We start from the raw sequence: 22,161 nt of genomic DNA, 5'->3' as shown, positions 1-22,161 counted from the left end.
AACTGTAATTCATCGTATTTTTCTTACTTTCATACATTTCGGACAATTAATCAACTGATAATCAGTAAATTAAAAAAGCAATGCATTTCATCGATTTTTCACTAATCAAATCTTAGTTTCGATGACCTGCAACCGTCCTTTATTTATAAATTTGCTAATGCGAAATCAATTCCCTTACCAATGAAAATTCTTCATTTTCTATTTATTCTCATTTTTACATTTAGTAGTCTTGGTCATGCCCAAAGTACAGCTTCTGAACAAGTGTCAACTTTTCAGCTAGAAGCTCCACAATTGCAGGTTAAAAAAACTATTTGGCTATATCTGCCAAAAGCGTATGCCAATTCGAATAAAGATTATCCTGTGGTTTATATGCAGGACGCACAAAACCTCTTTGATGCTGAAACTTCTTATGTTGGAGAATGGAATGTGGATGAATATCTTGATTCCATCTCAGATAATAAGTCTCTTATTATAGGTATAGAACATGGCAACGAAAAGCGTATGGAGGAATTGACTCCCTTTCCCAACGAAAAATATGGAGGTGGAAAAGCCGATGCGTACCTCAACTTCATCATTAACACGCTTAAGCCACATATTGACACCACTTATCGCACGTTAAATGATCCTGAGCATACGACAATATTTGGATCCTCATTGGGAGGCTTAATGTCCTTTTATGCCCTTATAAAATATCCAGATACTTTTGGAAATGCTGGGATATTTTCTCCATCATTCTGGTTCAGTAATCGTATTTTTGAATTTGTATCTGAAAGTGACCTGTCTCCCAACTCGCGATTTTATTTTTTGGCAGGCTCAGAAGAAAGTATTGAAATGATACCTGATCAAAATAAAATGATAGAACTCTTGCTTAAAAAAGGGGTTCCTGAAAATCATATTAAAAAAATCATCATAGAAGGTGGACAACATAATGAGGCGCTGTGGCGACATAATTTTCCAGAAGCCTATCAGTGGTTGGTTGGGAATTAAGAATTAAGAATTAAGAATTAAGAATTAAGAATTAAGAATTAAGAATTAAGAATTAAGAATTAAGAATTAAGAAAAATCAAAAATTTAGCTTTATTAGTTTTAAAGGATCACTAAATTTATCAATATCTTATCAATAATATTTTATAAGACTAATAACATACGAATGACAAACAACGATATACTCAAAAAACTCCGTGTCGCACTCAAACTAAGAGATGACGAAATTGTGAAAATTCTTGAATTGGTAGATTTTAGAATCTCAAAAAGCGAATTGGGGGCGTTCTTCAGAAAAGAGGACCATCCTAAATATATGGAGTGCGGAGATCAGATTTTACGTAATTTCCTAAATGGCTTGGTCATTCATTTGCGTGGACCTATGCCAGCGAAAGGTGAAAAAGGAAAGCTAAAGAAAGAGGATTAACACAACTTTCATTTTTCTGATTCTTATCGATTTTCAAATAACCAGACGACTGTCAGGTTAAACTTTATATCCTACTCGTTGAATATCAATCTGGAGGAAAACTTAATGAACTTCACTTTGCCGTTTTGCCTGCCTGGCGGCAGACAGCTGGTGTTCAGTTGCTGTCAATCCCGGCAGCCTCCGTGAGGGGGATTATCCCGATAGCTATCGAGACAACCATCAAAACTCAATGCGCCCTCAGCTTTTGGAGTATGGGTCTCTTCCCGCCCCAAAAGCGGGATTAGTTCGACCAGCATACTCCAATGCGCCTTTGGCTTTTGAAGTATAGGTCTCACTAAAAAAACCTGACAGTCTCGATAGCTATCGAGACTGTCAGGTCTAAAATTATATAATGATAAATTCTAATTAAGCTAAAACCGCTTGAACTTTATCAGCAGCTTCCTGAAATTCAGTTGCACTTAAAACATCTAATCCTGAATCGTCAAGCAATTGTTTGGCGATATCAGCATTCGTTCCTTGCAAACGTACAATAATTGGCACCTTGATGTTCCCCATATTCTTGTAAGCATCAATCACACCTTGTGCAACTCTGTCACAACGTACAATTCCTCCAAAAATATTGATCAATATAGCTTTTACACCTGGATCTTTAAGGATAATTCTGAATGCAGCCTCAACACGGGCCGCGTCGGCCGTACCACCAACATCTAAAAAGTTTGCTGGCTCCCCGCCTGCTTGCTTAATTAAATCCATAGTTGCCATAGCCAAACCTGCACCGTTAACCATACAGCCAACGTTACCATCTAAATCTACATAGTTTAGACCCAAAGCACCTGCTTCTACTTCAATGGCATTTTCTTCGCGTAAATCACGTAAATCCAAATAATCCTTATGTCTGTATAAAGCATTGTCGTCAATAGTAACCTTTGCATCTACAGCAATAATCTTATCATCACTTGTTTTCAACACAGGGTTGATTTCAAATAAGGATGAATCTGATTTGTCATAAGCTGTATAAAGATTGGTTATAAACTTGGTCATTTCTTTGAAGGCATTGCCTTCCAAACCAAGATTAAAAGCCACGCGTCTTGCCTGGAAAGGTAAAATACCTACTGAAGGGTCAATTTCTTCAGTGAAAATTAAATGAGGTGTTTCTTCTGCAACGGTTTCGATATCCATCCCACCTTCAGTAGAATACATGATCATGTTTCGCCCAGTACCTCTATTTAAAAGAACTGAAACGTAAAACTCTTTCGTCTCACTTGCTCCTGGGTAGTAAACGTCTTCAGCTATCAAAACTTGATGCACCTTTTTTCCTTCAGCGGAAGTTTGAGGTGTTATCAATTGCATGCCGATGATGTTTCCTGCAATTTCCTCAACTTCTTTTAGGTTTTTGGCCAATTTAACACCGCCACCTTTACCTCGTCCACCTGCATGAACTTGTGCCTTGATCACGTACCAGCTTGTTCCTGTCTCGGTGGTCAATTGTTTTGCTGCTGCAACAGCTTCATTGGCGTTTTTTGCGACAATACCACGTTGGATACGTACTCCAAAACTGCTTAAAATATCTTTTCCTTGATACTCGTGTAAATTCATCTTTAAATGTTTATTTTGTCATTTCCTCAATCAAATAGCTATCGCGAGGAATATTTTAAAATTGTCTTCAATTTCTATAGAATATCTCAGAAATTAATGGTCACAAAAGTAATCAACATAAATGTTTTTACCAATAAATTTGACTATTGTTTGTTAGGGTTGAATTCCTTCGATAAAAAGATGTGTCACTTTTAGGGTTTTCTTTAGCTTGAATAAAAAAAAGGATTTAGCTTTACCGCTATTATAATTTAAATTTAAAATGGAACAAAAAACCTTACTACAGATTGCCAAAGACTTTGATAGTCCAGTTTATGTCTACGATACAGAAAAAATAGCAGTGCAATATAAACGCTTAACTTCTGCTTTTAATAAGGTTAAAACATTAAAAATAAAATATGCCGTTAAGGCACTATCTAATATTTCTGTACTAAAATTCTTAAGGACTTTAGGCTCAGGTTTGGACACCGTATCCATCCAGGAGGTTCAATTAGGACTGAAAGCTGGATTTTCACCAGATCAAATCATCTATACGCCCAATGGCGTTTCTCTTGAAGAAATTGAAATGGCCGCTAAACTTGGTGTGCAGATCAATATCGATAACTTGTCCATCTTGGAACAATTTGGCACACGACATCCAAAAATACCGGTTTGTATCAGAATCAATCCGCACGTCATGGCTGGTGGAAACACAAATATTTCAGTCGGTCATATTGATAGCAAGTTTGGAATTTCCATCCATCAAATTCCACATCTATTGCGCATTATAGAAAATACAAAAATGAACATCAATGGCATCCACATGCACACAGGAAGTGATATTCTTGATATTGATGTTTTCCTTTATGCCAGCGAAATTTTATTCGATACGGCTTTAAATTTCAAAGACTTGGAATTCATTGATTTTGGATCCGGATTTAAAGTACCTTATAAAGAAGGTGATATTGAGACCAATATTGAAGAATTGGGTCAAAAACTTACCGACCGGTTCAACTCTTTCTGTAAAAAATACGGAAGAGAATTAACTTTGACATTTGAACCTGGAAAATTTTTGGTGAGTGAAGCAGGCGTTTTTCTAACCAAAGTGAACGTTGTCAAACAAACAACCTCTACAGTATTTGCACAAGTAGATTCTGGCTTTAATCATTTGATAAGACCAATGTTATATGGGTCGAAGCACGATATTATCAATATTTCCAATCCCACCGGACGCGAGCGTTTCTATTCGGTTGTTGGTTATATTTGTGAAACGGACACTTTTGCCAGTAATATACGAATCAACGAGATTACGGAAGGTGATATCCTTTGCTTCAAAAATGCTGGTGCCTATTGTTTTACCATGGCCAGCAATTACAACTCCCGCTACAGACCTGCGGAAGTATTATGGCACAATAAAAAAGCGCATTTGATCAGAAAACGTGAAACTTTTGACGACATCCTGAGAAATCAAGTTGAGATTGATTTGAGTTAAGACTTCTTCTATATGCGATTTGTTCTTCGGAAGGAATAGCCGAAACTTGCAGGATATTTAATTTTTAAAACACCTCTATCAAAGACCATCATATAAGCGACTCTCAATGAACCAAATACCCACTAAGTTAATCCGTCAAATCTTTGTGATACTTCTCATTTTATTTATGGGAAGCTTGATATTTCGTGAGATGTTGCCCTACCTTACGGGAGTTCTTGGTGCTATAACCATTTATATACTTTTCAAAAAATGGATGACTTACTTGGTCAAAACCAAAAAATGGAATGCGTCTTTAGCTGCATTTCTAATTATGTTTTTATCATTTGTTGGAATCCTCCTGCCGCTTGCTGGTACTATCTGGATGTTGAGCAACAAAATAGGGAGAGCAGTTAATAATAGTGAACAAGCAGTAACCGCTTTTAAACATCAATTAAGTATCGTTCAAGATTATGTAGGTTTCGATGTCGCTTCAAAAATTGATACCACAGCAATAACGGGCTGGATTTCCAGTAATTTACAGAACGTTGTAGGTGGTACTTTTAACGCGTTTATTGCCATTGGTCTTATGTATTTCATGTTGTATTATATGTTGACCAACAGAAGAGAATTGCGAGAGTCGTTAAAAGAATATATTCCTTTAGATAAGGATAATGTAAAAGAAATAGGGAGAGAGGTACAAGCCATGGTACGTTCTAATGCCATAGGAATTCCACTAGTTGCACTAGCGCAGGGAATAATCGCCCTGATTGGATTTTTGATTTTCGGAATTGATGAACCCTTTTTCTGGTTTGTAATTGTCACCATAGGCTCAATGATTCCGTTTGTGGGTACGCTTATAGGAATTTTACCGGTGTTCTTAATTAGCCTTTCTTCTGGCGATACGTTTCAGGCTTGGGGTATTTTAATCTATGGATTTGTCGTAGTAGGGTCTACAGATAATATTATACGCCTTTATGTGCTAAAAAAATTAGATGACGTCCATCCCCTTATCACTTTAATTGGGGTTATAGTGGGAGTTCCTATTTTCGGTTTTATTGGATTAATTTTTGGTCCTTTATTGATTAGTCTCTTCATGGCTTTAGTCAATATCTACCGAAGAGAATACGGAGAAAAGCAAACTGAGTCAAAGACCGAACATCTTTAAGAGAGCGAGTCCAAACATCTTTAAGTGATAATTAAAGCATCATAAATATTGGGTTCATAAATGCAAACTATACTCACTTTTTAACCCTTAGGAGACTTACGGTAAAAATATGGTATAAACACTATTAGACAATTATAATTAACTTCCCTCCTCTAAATAATAATTTTCTAAAACTTATGAAACCACATTATCTCCTACCAATTTTAATTTCCTTTTTTTTTATCGGAACACTTCATGCTCAAGAAGCTTATTTTCAAATAGACCCCACCTTAACTCCAGACGGAGAGACCATAGTTTTTAGTTACGATGGCGATTTATGGAAAGTGCCTTCAAGTGGTGGCGATGCATTTAGGCTCACAGCAATGGAAGGAGAAGAAACCCTGCCGCGTATTTCACCAGACGGAAAATGGTTGGCCTTTAGCGCCACACAATATGGCAATAAGGATGTTTATGTCATGCCAATAGATGGCGGTGAGATTAAACAACTCACGTTTCATGATGCCGCAGATGATGTAGATAGCTGGTCGTGGGATTCCAAAGAAATTTATTTTACCTCATCGCGGTACAATCGTTATAGTGGTTATAATGTTCCTGTTTCTGGAGGCACACCAATACGGTTGTTTGAAAATTATTTCAACAATGTCCATAATGTTGTTTCCCATCCTAAAACAGACGAAATTTTCTTTAATGAAAGCTGGGAAAGCAAAAATTTCACCAATCGTAAACGCTATAAAGGCGCTTACAATCCCGATATTAAATCCTACAATCCAAAAACCAAGGCATTCAAAGAATACACCGATTATATCGGAAAAGATATGTGGGCCACCGTAGATAAAAATGGTGTTATTTACTTCGTTTCCGATGAAATCAACGGAGAATACAATTTATATACTTTTAAAGATGGAGCTACTAAAACAGCCTTGACAAAATTTGAAACTTCAATCGGTTGGCCACAGGTTAGTGCCAACGGAAATAAGATTGTGTTTACTAAAGACTATCAGATTTTCTTGTACGACGTAGCTTCAAATAAAACTCAAAAGGTCAAGATTCTAATAAATACAAATAACACACTCGTTAAAGAGCAGGATTTTAAAACTAAGGGTAATATCAGTACTATGTCCATATCGCCAGATAATAAGAAGATGGCATTCATTTCTCGTGGCGAACTGTTTGTGTCGGACATAAAAGGTAAGTTTATCAAAAAATTAAACACCAATCCCAATGAGCGTGTTAAGGAAGTAAAATGGCTAAAGGATAATCGTAGGCTATTATATAATCAGACCGCTTCTGGTTACACCAATCTATTTACTATTGCTGCCGATGGAACAGGTGAAGAAAAAAGACTTACCAACGAGGCAAAAAACAACGCCAGTATTGCTATAGACCATAAAATGGAACATGCGGCTTATATAAGTGGCCGTGATGAATTAAGACTATTGGATTTAAAAACTTTAAAAAGTACAACTATTGTGACCGATGAATTTTGGGCACTTCGTCCACCAGTCCCTCAATTTTCACCGGACGATTCCTATGTTTTATACTCTGCCTTTCGCAATTTTGAACTCGATATGTTTACTTATCATATCGCAACCAAAGAAATTATAAACTTAACCCAAACTGGGGTTTCAGAAAGTAATCCCACATGGTCTCCAGATGGAAAATACATCTACTTTCAATCTAACTTAACGCAACCTTCGTTCCCAAGAGGTATTGGAGATACACATATTTACAGAATGGCTTTAGACACCTATGACGCACCTTTTAAATTAAATAAGTTTGACGAACTTTTTAAAGAAGACGAAAAAAAGGACAAGGATAGCTCTGACAAGAAAAGTAAAGACAAAAAAGAAAAAGATAGCATCAATGAGCCTATTTCAATCACCATCAATAAAAAAGGACTGATGGATCGTATCGAACGCATCAGTCCTTCATTTGGGTCACAAAATGACCCTTATGTCATTACAAAGGATGAAACGACCTATGTGTATTATGTTTCAAATCACGACCAAGGAAAATATAAATTATGGAGAACCATTATAAAGCCTTTTGAAGAAAACAAAACTGAAAAAGTAGATGACCAAGTGATTAGGGACGGTCAACTGGAAGCCTCTAAAGACGGATATTACGCCTTGTTGAATGGCACTATCCATACCTTGGACCTAAAAAGCAACAAGCTTGAAAAAATTGAAACAGAAGCCACATTTCGAAAAAATCTGGCAAATGAATTTCATCAGATGTTTTTTGAAGCCTGGGCAGGTTTTGAGAGTAATTATTACGATGAAAATTTCCACGGAGAAAACTGGCAACAACTTAGAGATAAGTACGCTCACTTTCTACCCTACCTCACAAAACGTTCACAATTGAGTATGTTATTTAACGATATGCTTGGTGAGTTAAATACCTCCCATGTTGGATTTAATACCTCCGGGAAAGAAGATGAGACCTATTACGGCAGTTCCACTTCAGAATCAGGAATCATTTTCTCTCAAGACAACCCTTATAAAGTCGCACATATTGTTAGTAAAAGCCCTGCGGATATCACTGGAAAAGACATTAAACCAGGTGATATTTTAACCAAAGTCAATGGGAAGCCGGTAGATTTCAAAACAAATAGAGAAGCCTATTTTTCTGGACCATCCTTGGATAACGAAATGCAGTTAACATTTAAAAGAAATGGCAACGACATTACTGTAAACCTACATCCAATTGCTACCAGAGAGTTTAAAGATTTGCTGTATGATGAATGGGTGGAAGACAATCAGAAGTATGTAGATGAAAAAAGCAATGATAAAATAGCTTATGTCCACATGAAAAATATGAGCGGTAGTGAACTCGATAATTTCATGAAAGAGATGGTTTCTGAAGCCTATAGAAAGGACGCTTTAATTTTAGATTTAAGAAATAATACAGGCGGAAACGTGCACGATGCCGTTTTACAGTTCTTATCTCAAAAACCCTACGCGCAATGGAAATATAGAAATGGAAAATTGGCACCACAACCCAATTTTGGACCTGCAGCAAAACCGATAGTTTTACTGATCAATGAGCAATCATTAAGTGATGCCGAAGTTACAGCTGCCGGTTTTAAAGAATTGGGCTTAGGAAAAATCATCGGAACAGAAACCTACCGTTGGATTATTTTTACTTCAGCCGGCCGTTTGGTAGATGGTTCATCCTATCGTTTGCCATCTTGGGGTTGCTACACGTTGAGCGGCGATAACTTAGAACACACAGGTGTAGCACCAGACATTTATGTAAAAGAAGACTTTAAAGACCGACTCACGGGCAAGCAACCACAATTAGACGAAGCCATCGCCGAAATTCTAAAGGATTTAAAACCTTAATTGATGCAACTAAAAGAAAGCCTGCGGAAATTAAAATCCACTGGTAGACATAAATAGAATTAAAAAAATAACATTAAATTTTATTTTTAATAGCATACCGAATTCTTCCCAGTTAGATGAGATAACCTACATTTTTATAATCAATCCGATAAATCATGAAAAGCATTTATTTTCTTATTATTTCCTTACTTATCTGTGGCAATAGTATCGCTCAAAGGGCTCAAAACCTGGAACTTCTGGATGTTTTTAATTTGGAATATATTTCCGATCCTCAAATCTCTCCCGATGGCAACCGCATTATCTACGTCCGGAATTTTAAAGATGTTATGACAGACCGAAACTTGTCTAATCTTTGGATGGTAAATACAGATGGCAGCCAAAACAGACCCCTTACCACTGGAAATCAAAACGATTCTCAACCAAGATGGTCGCATAACGGCACTAAAATAGTGTTCAAATCGAACATGAAAGATGATCGGACAAAACTCTATATGATGTGGGTCGACTTGAAAGATGTAGTAGCGCTTACCAACACTCCTGAAAGTCCCGGAGCGGTGTCATGGTCTTGGGACGATACACAATTGGCATTTTCTATGTTTGTTCCTGCTGCCAAAAAATCACCTATCACCCTACCACAAAAACCTGAAGGCGCCAAATGGAATGCACCCCCAATTTATATTGACCAAATGAACTATAGAGGCGATGGTCAGGGCTATCTTAAAAGCGGTAACGAGCAATTGTTTATAATCTCTACAGATGGTGGTACTCCAAGACAGCTCACCTTTACTGCTGACGATCACGGAAATCCAATTTGGTCCAAAGACGGAAAATCGCTTTATTTTGACGCCAATCTTCACGAAAACCATGAGATGGAACCTAGGAATAGCGAAATTTACCAGCTCACCATCAGCACAGGCGCCATTAAAGCACTCACAACTCGGAAAGGTCCAGATGGTGGTGCAGTTTTGTCGCCCGATGGAAGTCAAATAGCCTATACAGGATTTGATGATACCTATCAAGGCTATACGGTTTCCAATCTATATATAATGAATGCAGATGGTTCTGGCAGCAAAATTGTGACCAAAGATTTAGACCGAGATATTTCTAATCCAATTTGGGAAGATAACGGCAAAGGTCTTTATTTTCAGTATGATGAAAAAGGTGATACCAAAATTGGCCATGTTGCACTCACAGGAAAAATAAGAACTATTACCAACCAGCTTGGTGGACTTTCATTAGGGCGTCCATACAATGCTGCTTCCTATTCAGAAGCCAAAAACAAGCTTGCTTATACCCTTGGCGGAACTGACCATCCTGCAGATTTAGCGGTTTGGAATGGAGGTGAAACCACACGGATTACTAATGTAAATAAAGACCTGTTTGCTGACAAACAACTGGGTAATGTGAAAGAAATCTGGTGGAAGTCTTCTTATGACAATAGAGACATTCAAGGTTGGATCGTCACGCCGCCTAACTTTGATTCTACTAAGAAATATCCGTTAATCCTTGAAATACATGGCGGTCCTTTTGCCAGTTATGGTTCGGTATTTTCAGCCGAAATCCAAATGTATGCCGCTGCAGGTTATGTGGTTTTATATTCCAACCCAAGGGGAAGTACAGGCTACGGACAGGAGTTTGGAAATTTGATTCACCATGATTATCCCAACCATGATTATGAAGACCTCATGTCTGGTGTTGATGCTGTTATCGAAATGGGCAATATAGACACCAACAATCTCTTTGTTACCGGTGGCTCAGGCGGTGGGGTGTTAACGGCTTGGATTATTGGCAAAACCAACAGATTCAAAGCTGCTGTGGTGGCTAAGCCGGTGATTAACTGGTACAGTTTTGTACTTTATGCAGATAGCCCAGCATTCTTCTACAAGTATTGGTTTGGGGATAAACCTTGGGATAATCCTGAAGCGTATTTAAAAAGATCCCCATTGTCTTATGTTGGCAATATTACCACTCCAACCATGGTGTTAGGTGGTGAAGACGATTATAGGACGCCAATTAGTGAGATGGAGCAACTATATACTGCACTCAAAATTCAACAGGTAGAAACTGCTATGGTAAGAATTCCCGGAGCGTCTCATGGCATTGCCAATAAACCAAGTAATCTCATTGCCAAAATTGCAAGTATATTGTCTTGGTTTGATAAATATAAAAGTAAAGATTAGGTTTCAATGACTATTCTCTCCAGTAAAACTCGATAAATTATTGACCTATAAAAGAGTTTTTTGATATCTTAAAAATTGCATCCATGAAGTTGAAGTATATCAACTTTATGGATGCATTTAGGTATTGTAACACTCATCTTCTGGGGTTTTGGAACCTAATTACAGCATTCCATTACCAAGTGTCAAAATATTCTTTCAATGATTGTGTTACCGAATAGGCAATCGTATTTGTGAAGGATATTGCTTAGAATGATGTATTTTATTTTCTGCTATAATGCCTTCTGATTCGTCAAAATTATTTCCTCCAGTGTTCAGATTACGAGCAAAACGGGGAAAGTTACTGCTAGAAACCTCGATTCTGATACGATGTCCTTTTTTAAAATAATTACTTGTAGCCATTGGCGTCAAATCGACTTTATACACCTTGCCTTCTTCCATGAAAACCTCTTTATCATATCCTTCTCGATAACGCACACGCTGTATGGTTTCATCAAGATTATAGGCCGTACCGTCAGGATATACATCGATCAGCTTAATAGTGAAATCCGTATCCTTAGCGTCAGAAGAAACATAAAGTGTAGACTCAATAAACCCAGTTACTTCTATACCTTCCGTAAGAACGTCTGTAGTATAAACAAGAATATTAGGATTTTCTTCTGCCTTTTGCTGATCAAATGCACCACCTTGAACGGCATTCCCCGTGCAGCATACATTCCCACCTAAAGAATTAACAGGATTCATGGGATCGTAAACAAAAGAATCTGGGTTATCTCTCGTCGCTTTCTTTTTTGTTAGCGTGCCATTGCCTTTAAGGGTGTTGGCCTTTCCATCACTATTCAAATAATAGGTCGTCATTTTAGTATCTGCCGGTGGCCATTCCTCCGCCGATTTCCAATCATTGCTACCCATAGTATAATATTGTATTCGAGGCGTGTTTTTCTTGAAATCATTGGCTTCTCCTTTCAACCAAAGATCCCACCAAGCATAGATCTGTTCGTCATAATTTAAACGGGCATCGCCTACACTACGTTGACCGACTATCGTGTTTTCGGTTGCACGGGTAAATGCACAATGCAAGGTAGGAGCAATTACCAAATATTGATTTTCTCGTATTTCAGGATCTTTTGAATTGTTGCGAACATGGTTGAATAAGGCCAAATTGGGCGTGATTGAAACATCATACCAAGAGGCGAACCAAAAACCAGGTGCACCGATTTCCATGGTATCATGATAAAGGCCTCCTTCGTACCAGGCTGGATCATTGGGTTTACGTACGACCATTTTATCAAAGACCTCCTGTTTCCCGTGCATATTCTTAACGATATCTTTAATTGGTAAATGCTTAAGCGATTCTGCCATATCCATGGGTGGTTTTTTTGGAGCCAGATCATAGAACCTTGAAATTCTGATCAAGTCTTCCTGCGTCGCACCTTCAGGGATTCTTGGCTTAAATTTATCTTGTTCTACCCCATATAACCAAGCGAAGAACAAAAGCTGCTCTACACCGCCTCGATACCAATTGCCCTGCTCCTTAATGTCACCAACCGTTCCAATTCCTGCGCCAAAACCTTGTGGAACCATGGCCGCATGTGAGGGATGATCGAGCGCGGATACAGCCATCTGCCATTCTGCCGTAGAGGAACAGCCATAAGTACCTATTTTACCGTTAGACCATGATTGATCGGCCATCCACGAAAATGCATCATAACCATCGGTGAGTGGCATCCCCAAAATATCCCATTCGCCTTCAGAAAAATAACGTCCGCGCTCATTTTGTACGACAAAGGCATATCCGCGTTTGACTGCTTCATAGGCTTGCTGGGCCGTTCGGGTTTGTTGCACGCCATCAACCCAGGTATTAAAATTATAAGGTGTCCGCGAAAAGATAATTGGCACCTTTTCTGTGGTTTTAGGCCGGTAGATATCAGTAGCTAGACGAATTCCGTCTCGCATGGGCATCATGATCTTTTGATCAATAATGGCAATTTCATCAAGTTTTTCAAAGATATCTTTTTGCTCCTGTCCATAGAATATCTGGACAGCTAACAAAAAGATAAAGACAAAGGGAATACGATAAATTTTCATAGGATTAATTTTTATTAGTGGTCGTATGTAAAAACAGTCTAATTTAAAGATAAATAAATTAAATCTTATAAGTAAAGCACCTGAAAGAACTAAATATTTCAAAATTAAATAGGACTGATGGATAATTCAGAATCACAGGGCTCGTCCGACAGGTACGGGCGAGTAAGTCCACAAATATGTATATGAAGTTGTCTTGTCGATCGAGACAAACTTTTGGAGTATAAATACCAATTGGTGGAAATAAAAAGCCCGACGAGTTATCATCGGGCTTGCTTGCTGATTTCCGAATCTGAATTAGTTCATAACCAATTCCTTGATTCTTATAATAGACTATACCTTAATAGGTTTCCGGTAACGGAATTGGCATTGTATTAAATACCTGATCTCCAGGCCTATCTATAGACAGAGTATTGGATAATCCATACCGTCTTAAATCGAACATTCTATGGTTTTCGGACCAAAGTGAATATCTTCGTTGTTTCAGCATCTCAGCTGTTAATGCCTCTGCCGTTTGCGCACCTGAATAATCAGGCAAGTTGGCCGAATTTCTGATGACGTTTAACGCATCTTCTGCATCCTGAAAATTACTGGCCAAAATACTTGCTTCCGCATAGACCAATATTAACTCCTCATTCCTAAGAAAATCGATAGGACTGGTATCAGAGTCGTATAAACGTGTTTCATGGGTGCCGTTTAGACCATCTTGTGAAGCTGGGTTTGTTCTTAAGGCAGACTTCTGCTCCACTCTCAAATCTCCAGCCTCTGCATCCGCAATCCAAGAATTATGGACTATAATCTGATCCCCATTAAGGCCAGGAACCTTGAACACCGTATTCGATTGATCGCCACCACCCAAGCCGAATATATGCTTTGGACCAATATCCAAATCTCCTGCCAGATCCAAGTAGGAGTTAGACAAAGCGGTCAGTGCCGCATTTCCGTCACCAGCATAAACCGCAGCCACGCCAGCCCATGCTCTGTTAAATTCAGAAAAGGTAGATGGCTCTTGGAAACCATTAAAACCATTACTCAATGTAAATGCAAAACTGCTTCCTGCACTGGAAAGGCTTTGTTGTCCTTCTTCCAAAAGAGCGCGAGCCTTAGCAAGACCTTCATTGAATTCTACAATTGGTCCCATGTTTTCAGGATCGGCTACGTCCAATCGTGCTTTTCCGTAAGACTTAAGTATTTGTATCAACTCTGATGCCATCATCGTCTTGGCATAACCGATGTAGCCGTTCTTTTCGCTTTCGTTTACGGCATCAGTATTGGCAACAGCTTCGAGTAAAAGATTGATATTCTTTATACATCTGTAATTCCCATTCCATGATCCTACGCTGTAAAAAGAGTTGTTGTCTAGCTGTAGGCCATCTTTGCCCAGCAAATCTCCTGTATTACGCGGTTCCGCATTAAAAAGATAAAGCTCTCTTCCCAAAACTCCATTAGAAGTAGCTTCGTTTCCTATTCCATTTCGGGACGTAGATTCAATCGCAACCACAAGCTCGTTCAATTGGCCTTTGGATGCATTCTTCAAGACCCCATCCACACTTGGCCCGTTTGGATCTACGACTTCATCAAAAGTACAAGAAACCATAAGCGAGAATAGTGGGATTATGAAGGTCACAATCGCTAAAGTTTTTATATTATTTTTCATATTATTTTTTTTAAAAATTTACGTTTAGGCTAAAGAAAAATTGGCGAGAACTAGGGTATGAACCTACCTCTATCCCGGTAGAAAGTCCGGTACCACCGTTTACGGACACCTCTGGATCATAACCACTGTAATCGCTAATGGTGAAAAGGTTTTTACCTGATACCCCCAATTTAACTCCTTCTACGGTGTTGCCAAATACACTATTCACCGTGTTTTTAGATAAAGAATAGTGAATTGAAGCTTCTCTCAACCTGAAATAACCTGCAGGTTCCACGAATCGTACCGCATTTGCTGGCATAAGAAGTCGTGCCTTACCCTCTTCGGTTTCTAGATCAGGAGTAACCAATCCTAAATCAGAAAGAAATGTCGTAAGGTTGAGATTTTCTCCTCCCTGTTTCCAGTTAAAAAGAAAAGACACATCAAATTGTTTGTAAATCGTGAAGTTATTGCTCCAACCCATTTGAAAATCAGGTTCTACATCCCCCACTTTGGTAGGTTTTATTCCTGTACCATCCAGGTTTAAATTACCGACCAACTGGGTAGCGGACTGTCCTTCTTGAATATAGAACGTTCCAAGACCAAGTCCAAATCCAGCGCCAGGTTGAGCGAATGCCGGTACGGCCAAGCGCGTTACTTCAGAACGGTTCTTATACCATTGAACGGAAGTGTTCCATTTGAAGTTCTCATTATCAAACACAAAAGCTCTTAAAGCTAATTCCACTCCAGTATTTTTAAGGTCACCAAGGTTGGTAGTTTCCTGGGTAAAACCAGAAGAGGAAGGCAATGCTCTTGTCAATATTAAATCTCTCACCTTCTTGTCGTAATAGGTCGCCTCAAAAGAGAGTTGATTATTAAAAATCCCAAGATCAAAACCAAATTCCAATTCACTGGCAGTTTCAGGTTTCACCAAGGCATCTCCTTTGCTTCCTACTACAGACTGTCCAATATTGCCACCTATGTTACTTGCACCCAAACTGGTAAAAGTAGAACCAAAGCTGGCAGGGCTCCCTGTTTCACCATAAGCTGCCCTTAGCTTCAACTGAGAAATAGACTCCAAAGTCCAAAAGTCGAAATTCGCCATGTTTATCGCCAAAGAAGCCTTTGGAAATCCATGGAATTTATTAGGGTCGCCATTTCTGGAGGATTTATCCATACGATATCCTAAAGTGGCGATAATCTGATCCTTATAGTTACCTTCTATTTGCCCAAAATATCCAAAATCTTTTTCCTCTGAGCGAAATTGATCAATGACTTGGTTAACAGATTGGTCAACACTTGTTTGGCCAGCAGCTAAAAGAGAGCCTCGGCTATTCACAAGATTCGACTTTTGATATAGATAAGCTACACCCAATTGTGTGGTAAGGTCTAAACTGCCGTTCATTGCTTCACGATTCCAAACACCAATAATTTGCGTATTCAATTGGGTAAAATTGTTTTTCCCTACAGCTATAAAACCTCCCGGTCCTGGTCGCACTTGGGATTGATGAGTTTCTGGAACATAAACATACGTCTGGTTCGCTAAATAATCCAAGCCGCCACTGGTCACAATTTTAACCCTATCTGTGTCGGTTCGCAACAAATTAGTATTTAGAGTCATCCCTTGCACGAGACGATCGTTGGTATCATCATTCAAGGCATTGTCCCTCACAAAAATAGAGTTTCCTGCAGCATTGGGGTTATCAGGATAATTACCATTTTCATCTGGGAATAGATTGGTCCATGGTCGAGTATATGCCAAGGTGTACCCATAACTTAGGCCACCCTCGTTTTCGTTTCCAGTAAAACTTCTACTGGAATTACTTCTGGTATAACTGGTAGATGAACTAAAATCAAATACATTAGAGATACGATGGTCAATATTGCTTCGCAATGAGAAACGATCAAAGCCGGTATTTTTTATAATACCTTCTTCGTCCCTATAAGAACCTCCAACATAAAATTTAGTTTTATCGTTACCACCAGTAGCACTTAAACGAGTTTCGGTTATAAAACCAGTATTCCCATAAATAATATCCTCAAAATCGTATAGTCCTCCATTTTCCGCCATTGTGGCCTCGTATTTGGCTCTTTCTGCAGCACCAAAAGCACTCTCAACCGATGCGGCCGTCCAAGGACGCACGCCTAAACGTTTAGCAATGGTATTTGTACCAATATCTTGACTAAAGCTAATTCTGGTTTTGCCCGATTTACCACGCTTGGTAGTAATCAACACGACTCCAGCGTTACCTCGTTGCCCATATATCGCAGCAGCAGAAGATCCTTTTAACACTTCTATGTTCTGAATGTCATTGGGGTCTAGATCTGCCAAACGGTTACTAGAATTCTCCTCATTCCCACGGTTTGCACCAGATGCAAAACGAAGACCAGATGGAATTTCCACATTATTATAATAGACACCATCAACGATTATGAGCGGTTGGTTGTTTCCATTAATGGAAGAAATTCCCCGTAATCTTAAGGCAAAACCTCCACCCGGCGCACCTGAGGTAGCCGTAATATTTACCCCCGGAATTTTACCGTATAAGGCTCCATCTACCGTAGATTGACTGGTAGTTCCGACTAGTTCTGCAGCAGAAACCGTAGAAACGGCATTCGCAAGGTTTTGTCGCTTAACGGAACTCGCCAATCCTGTTACGACTACTTCTTCAAGCCCGGTTGCAGACTCTTCCATGGTAACACTCAGAACTGTAGGTCCGGTCAACTTGACTTCCGTAGTGGCATATCCTAAAGAAGAAAACACCAAGGTTGAAGGAAATGAAGGTACCAAGATTTCAAAATCGCCATCAATATCGGTTATGGCACCGGTCGTAGTTCCTTTTACAATAACGTTGACACCTGGAAGAGGTAGTCCAGCCGACCCTTCCGTAACTTTACCTGTAACAGTTCCCTGAGCTGCAAGAAGCAACGGAACTGTTAAAAAGATCAAGAGAATAGAATTTTTCCAAAAATTTTGTTTCATATTCATATAATTAGTGTTAAAATTTAAAAGTTGAAGATAATAAAGTTTTCAAGTTTTAAAAATTTTATTTTCTAAATGGACTTGTTTTCCGTAAACAACGCCTGGCAAATAAACTTTAAATTAGTCTTTTGGAAGTGCCGCTCAATTGGATTAAAACGATGATGACACTATCACCACAAGTTACTATTGTAAATTTGTGAAATGCTATTTTTTTTCCTGTGGAAAATTGTCTCAAATACACTGCGAGATCAAATACAAAATAACAATCATCGATGGAATAAAATAAATTCAGTAGATTTAACTTTATCAACCATAAGCAAAGCGCCTTCAAAATGCTGACCTCAAGAGCTTTAACCTTATTAACGTTCTGTTTTTACACAAAAAAGTCGCTTTTCTTACGTCGAACCAAGTAATAATTGCATAGATCAGATTAACTTTAAAAGAAATAAAAATTAATGACTTATGAAAACTACAATTTACTTTTTATTCATTTCTGCAGCACTACTTCTAAGCTGTAACGATCAAAAAACAGTAAATACTGGAACCGATGATACATCCAGTTATTTCGACTATTCCAACAGCGATGACCAAAAAACAGGTGGTATTAAAATGATTCCTATCACCACTCCAAAAGGCACTTTTAATGTTTGGACAAAAAGAATGGGCAACAATCCAAAAATGAAAGTTTTGCTGCTTCATGGAGGCCCAGGTGGTACACATGAGCTGTTTGAAAATTTTGATGGATACTTCCCTAACGAAGAAATTGAATACATTTATTACGATCAACTGGATAGTTATTATAGCGACAAGCCCAACGATTCCACTTTATGGACCATTGAACATTCTGTAGATCAAGTGGAGCAAGTCAGAAAAGCCCTGAATCTCGATAAAGATAATTTTTACTTATTCGGACAGTCTTGGGGAGGCCTATTGGCAATGGAATATGCACTCAAACATCAGGATCATATAAAAGGACTTATTATTGCGAATATGATGGCCAGTGTTCCTGAATATGAAAAGTATGCGGCAGAGGTATTGGGACCACAATTACCACCAGAAGTGCATAAAGAAATTAAAGCCATGGAAGATAAAGAGGATTTTCAAAACCCACGCTATACCGAACTTGTGACCCAACATTATTACACCAAACACGTGTTGCATTTGCCATTGGATGAATGGCCAGAATTCATCAATCGTTCCTTTTCCCACATGAATCCTAATATTTATATTTATATGCAAGGCTACAGTGAATTCGGTGTTACTGGAAATGCCACATTAAAAGGATGGGACATTTCTGATCGGTTAAACGAACTAAAAGTTCCAACTTTGATGATTGGTGGAAAGCACGATACCATGGATCCAGAATATATGGAATGGATGAGCACTCAAGTACAAAACGGCAGAAGTTTGACGACCAACGGTGCACACCTTACACAATATGATGATGCTGACAACTTCTTTAATGGATTGATCAAATTCATAAAAGATGTGAATGATGGTAATTTCACAGAAAACTAAAAGATGTCCAAAGAGAACATAGCCAGGTTTGGACTCAGTGCGATGGGCTTTGTCTATGTTCTCGTCGGTATTTTGACAGCCATGACGGCATTCAATTGGGGCGGCCAAAAGACTGGAACAAAAGGCGCCATTACCTTTTTATCTGGTCAACCTTTTGGCAAAATCCTTTTAGCCACCATGGCCATCGGCCTTTTCAGTTATGCCTTCTGGCGAATGTATCAAACGTTTTATGATACCAGAAATTTAGGTACGGATTTTAAAGCCCTTTTTACAAGAGGCGGTTACTTTACCGGTGGTCTATTTTATGGGGCATTAGGATTCTTAGCTGTGAAATTGCTCTTTGGTGGTGGTTATGACAGTCAACAAGAGCTCGTCATTAATGCTTTAAATTCAAAATATGGAGGTGTTTTTGCGGTTATATTCGGATTGGTTCTGGCAGGTAAAGCGATCTTCGAAATTTATTTTGTGGTTTCAAATCAGTTTAAAAAGAACGTACAATCCTCAGAAATGCCCCCAAAAGCTAAAACTACTTTGTTGAAATTTGGCAGTATTGGACACTCGGCACGAGCTATAGTTTTTGGAGTCATGTCATTTTTAACGATACGAACTGGAATTACATTTCGAAATAAAGAAATGAGTACGTTAGAAGATGCTTTTCGATTTCTGAACAATGAATTTGGTGGTGTAGTACTTGGACTCGTGGCAGTCGGATTTTTATGTTTCGGGCTTTTTATGTTCGTTAAAGCAAAATATCTGTATATCAATATCCATTAATACTACCATTTATTTTTCTCCATCATTATGATTTTGGATGAAGAATCCGATCAATCAATTTCAAATTCATAGGCAATATCATCCGGAGTGTTCAATTTTCCATCAGCCCCCAAAGAAATCAAAATATAACGTTCACCAGAAGGATGCCTTTCATAAAAAAACTCTCGACCCCAATAATCCTTGTAGATGTTTTTATGCAAGGGATTATTTCTAACAATAGATGCCAATTCCTCTGGATAATGGCCTGAAGTTTCTTTCTCATGCTTTAAAAGGGATGCCACTTGTGTTAACTTTTTGGTAGTTTGTCTATCAGCATTTCCAAATAAAAAAGCAGAAAATCGTACGAAATAAAATGTAAGTACAATTATTATCCCTAACAATAAAACCTTCGGTAAGCGGCGCAACCATCTTTTTATTGGTGATCTATGTTTTTGTTCATACTTACGTTGCTTCCTTCCATTACGCCAAAATTTAAAATCCTGAAAAATCAGTAGCAATTCGGCCAATAAACCAGCAATTGATCCCATGTTTTATTTCTAACCCTTAGTTATTCAGTTCCTGTTCCATAAGCATCAAATAAGTACACCAAGGATGCCATGGTCGCAGCTCCCAACTCTAATTCTCTTTTGTTGACCGCTGAAAAAACATCAGTGGCTGCATGATGGTAATCAAAATAACGCTGGGAATCTGGTTTTAAGCCAGCCAAAACAATGTGATCAGATTTTAGTGGACCAATATCAGCACCGCTGCCTCCTTTTTCGAAATAATGAATTAAATAAGGTTTGAATAGGTCTCGCCACCCTAAGACTTTATTAAACACCTCATCACTACAATCAAATGAAAAACCTCTTGGCGTAAAGCCTCCCGAATCACTTTCCAAGGCGAAAATGTGATTTTCCTTTTTGGACTTTGCTATTTCAGCATATTTTTTACCGCCTCTAAGGCCATTTTCCTCGTTCATAAAAAGCACAACTCTTATACTGCGTTTCGGCTTAATACCACTTTCCTTTAACAGTCGGAGCACATCCATAGATTGCACAACACCTGCGCCATCATCGTGTGAACCATCACCCAAATCCCAAGAATCCAAATGTCCGCCAACAACGATATACTCATCTGGAAATTCTGATCCCGTAATTTGACCAATCACATTGTGCGATTCCACATCCGCCATCTGTTTGCAATTCTGTTTGAAAAAGAAATTAATTGACGGATCCAATGCCAACATCGTACTTAACAACTCCGCGTGATTGGTGCTTATTGCGGCAGATGGAATTCGTTGAGACACCGGCAAATCGCCATAGGTCATGCTGCCCGTATGCGGAAAATCATCCAATCGTAAGTTTAAGGAACGAACAATTACGCCAACCGCTCCCAATTTCCCAGCTTCCATAGCACCTGCATAACGCTGATCGGCACAACCTCCATAAGCCTCAAAGGTATCGATCAAATCTGCCTGCATGGCGCGATTAAAGAATACGATCTTCCCTTTAACTTGTTCTGGACTTAAAGCCTTCAACTCATCTATGCCCTGAACTTCAACAACATGTGCACGTACACCTCCTCCCGGTGTTTCAACAGAACCACCCAAAGCACAAATATTGACATGGGTCGTCATACCAGGTAGGGTTTCGATATAGGCAAATTCAGGTAAACCTCTAATCCATTTAGGCACCATGACCGGTTGCAGCCATACTTTGTCCAATCCTAATTTTTCCAATTCCTCCTTGGTATATGCCACGGCACGTTCTGCGCCTAAGGATCCCGAAAGTCGAGCACCAATCTTATTGGACAAATGATCCAACCATTCATAGCTCTTCCCGTTGGTCAGAGAATTACTGTAGATCTTTTTAATGTTTTCAGCGTCGGTTTGAGATGAAACATTGATGGAGAGTAAAATACCTAATATAACAAGTTGTTTCATCGGAAGGATATGATTGATTTATAGAAATAAATATACTGATTTATAAGAGATACTTTGCGGTTGAACTTATCCAAAGATGGAAGTTTGTATTAAACCTACAAGGTTTT

At 38.7% G+C, this 22,161-nt stretch carries 14 protein-coding genes; 8 read left to right on the top strand and 6 right to left on the bottom strand.

Annotation, left to right across the window (positions count from 1 at the left end; all coding sequences use genetic code 11):
* Window positions 1–180: 180 nt before the first annotated feature.
* Both J4051_RS03690 and J4051_RS03685 read left to right on the top strand, forming a co-directional pair.
* Complete coding sequence (locus J4051_RS03690) at window positions 181–987, top strand: alpha/beta hydrolase (RefSeq protein ID WP_208232513.1); 807 nt, start codon at window positions 181–183, stop codon at window positions 985–987.
* 163 nt (window positions 988–1,150) lie between these two features.
* Window positions 1,151–1,408 carry a DUF1456 family protein gene (locus J4051_RS03685; protein ID WP_208232512.1) on the top strand — a complete coding sequence of 86 codons (258 nt, stop codon included), beginning with the start codon at window positions 1,151–1,153 and terminating at the stop codon, window positions 1,406–1,408.
* Window positions 1,409–1,813: 405 nt separating this feature from the next.
* Here J4051_RS03685 and sucC read toward each other — a convergent pair whose 3' ends face one another.
* Window positions 1,814–3,004 carry an ADP-forming succinate--CoA ligase subunit beta gene (gene sucC, locus J4051_RS03680; protein WP_208232511.1) on the bottom strand — a complete coding sequence of 397 codons (1,191 nt, stop codon included), beginning with the start codon at window positions 3,002–3,004 and terminating at the stop codon, window positions 1,814–1,816.
* Window positions 3,005–3,263: 259 nt separating this feature from the next.
* On the opposite strand from sucC, the gene lysA reads away from it, so the two are divergent.
* The 4 genes from lysA to J4051_RS03660 all read left to right on the top strand — a co-directional run bounded on the left by lysA (window position 3,264) and on the right by J4051_RS03660 (window position 11,140).
* On the top strand, window positions 3,264–4,472 hold the full coding sequence (lysA, locus tag J4051_RS03675) for a diaminopimelate decarboxylase (protein ID WP_208232510.1): 1,209 nt from the start codon (window positions 3,264–3,266) through the stop codon (window positions 4,470–4,472).
* Window positions 4,473–4,578: 106 nt separating this feature from the next.
* The gene (locus J4051_RS03670; protein WP_208232509.1) at window positions 4,579–5,616 is read left to right on the top strand and encodes an AI-2E family transporter; all 1,038 of its coding nucleotides are present in this window, start codon (window positions 4,579–4,581) and stop codon (window positions 5,614–5,616) included.
* A gap of 176 nt (window positions 5,617–5,792) precedes the next feature.
* Window positions 5,793–8,960 carry a S41 family peptidase gene (locus J4051_RS03665; protein ID WP_208232508.1) on the top strand — a complete coding sequence of 1,056 codons (3,168 nt, stop codon included), beginning with the start codon at window positions 5,793–5,795 and terminating at the stop codon, window positions 8,958–8,960.
* Window positions 8,961–9,115: 155 nt separating this feature from the next.
* Window positions 9,116–11,140, top strand: a complete 2,025-nt coding sequence (locus tag J4051_RS03660) for a S9 family peptidase (protein ID WP_208232507.1) — start codon at window positions 9,116–9,118, stop codon at window positions 11,138–11,140.
* Window positions 11,141–11,347: 207 nt separating this feature from the next.
* On the opposite strand, the gene J4051_RS03655 is transcribed toward J4051_RS03660, so the two are convergent.
* The 3 genes from J4051_RS03655 to J4051_RS03645 form a co-directional block, all read right to left on the bottom strand.
* Complete coding sequence (locus J4051_RS03655; RefSeq protein WP_208232506.1) at window positions 11,348–13,225, bottom strand: CocE/NonD family hydrolase; 1,878 nt, start codon at window positions 13,223–13,225, stop codon at window positions 11,348–11,350.
* Window positions 13,226–13,562: 337 nt separating this feature from the next.
* Window positions 13,563–14,879, bottom strand: a complete 1,317-nt coding sequence (locus J4051_RS03650) for a RagB/SusD family nutrient uptake outer membrane protein (RefSeq protein WP_208232505.1) — start codon at window positions 14,877–14,879, stop codon at window positions 13,563–13,565.
* Window positions 14,880–14,889: 10 nt separating this feature from the next.
* Window positions 14,890–17,838 (bottom strand): SusC/RagA family TonB-linked outer membrane protein, encoded by a 2,949-nt coding sequence (locus J4051_RS03645; RefSeq protein WP_208232504.1) that lies wholly within the window; start codon window positions 17,836–17,838, stop codon window positions 14,890–14,892.
* Window positions 17,839–18,300: 462 nt separating this feature from the next.
* Between J4051_RS03645 and J4051_RS03640 the strand changes: the two genes are divergently transcribed.
* The gene (locus J4051_RS03640; RefSeq protein ID WP_208232503.1) at window positions 18,301–19,356 is read left to right on the top strand and encodes a proline iminopeptidase-family hydrolase; all 1,056 of its coding nucleotides are present in this window, start codon (window positions 18,301–18,303) and stop codon (window positions 19,354–19,356) included.
* A gap of 3 nt (window positions 19,357–19,359) precedes the next feature.
* On the top strand, window positions 19,360–20,130 hold the full coding sequence (locus J4051_RS03635; protein ID WP_208232502.1) for a DUF1206 domain-containing protein: 771 nt from the start codon (window positions 19,360–19,362) through the stop codon (window positions 20,128–20,130).
* A gap of 50 nt (window positions 20,131–20,180) precedes the next feature.
* On the opposite strand, the gene J4051_RS03630 is transcribed toward J4051_RS03635, so the two are convergent.
* On the bottom strand, window positions 20,181–20,657 hold the full coding sequence (locus J4051_RS03630; protein ID WP_208232501.1) for a type II secretion system protein GspG: 477 nt from the start codon (window positions 20,655–20,657) through the stop codon (window positions 20,181–20,183).
* Window positions 20,658–20,677: 20 nt separating this feature from the next.
* Window positions 20,678–22,054, bottom strand: a complete 1,377-nt coding sequence (locus tag J4051_RS03625; RefSeq protein WP_208232500.1) for a M20/M25/M40 family metallo-hydrolase — start codon at window positions 22,052–22,054, stop codon at window positions 20,678–20,680.
* Window positions 22,055–22,161 lie beyond the last annotated feature (107 nt).

Origin of the sequence: Gelidibacter pelagius (assembly GCF_017581925.1) — a bacterium.
Lineage (GTDB): Bacteria > Bacteroidota > Bacteroidia > Flavobacteriales > Flavobacteriaceae > Gelidibacter > Gelidibacter pelagius.
This window is presented reverse-complemented; position numbering and strand designations above follow the sequence as displayed.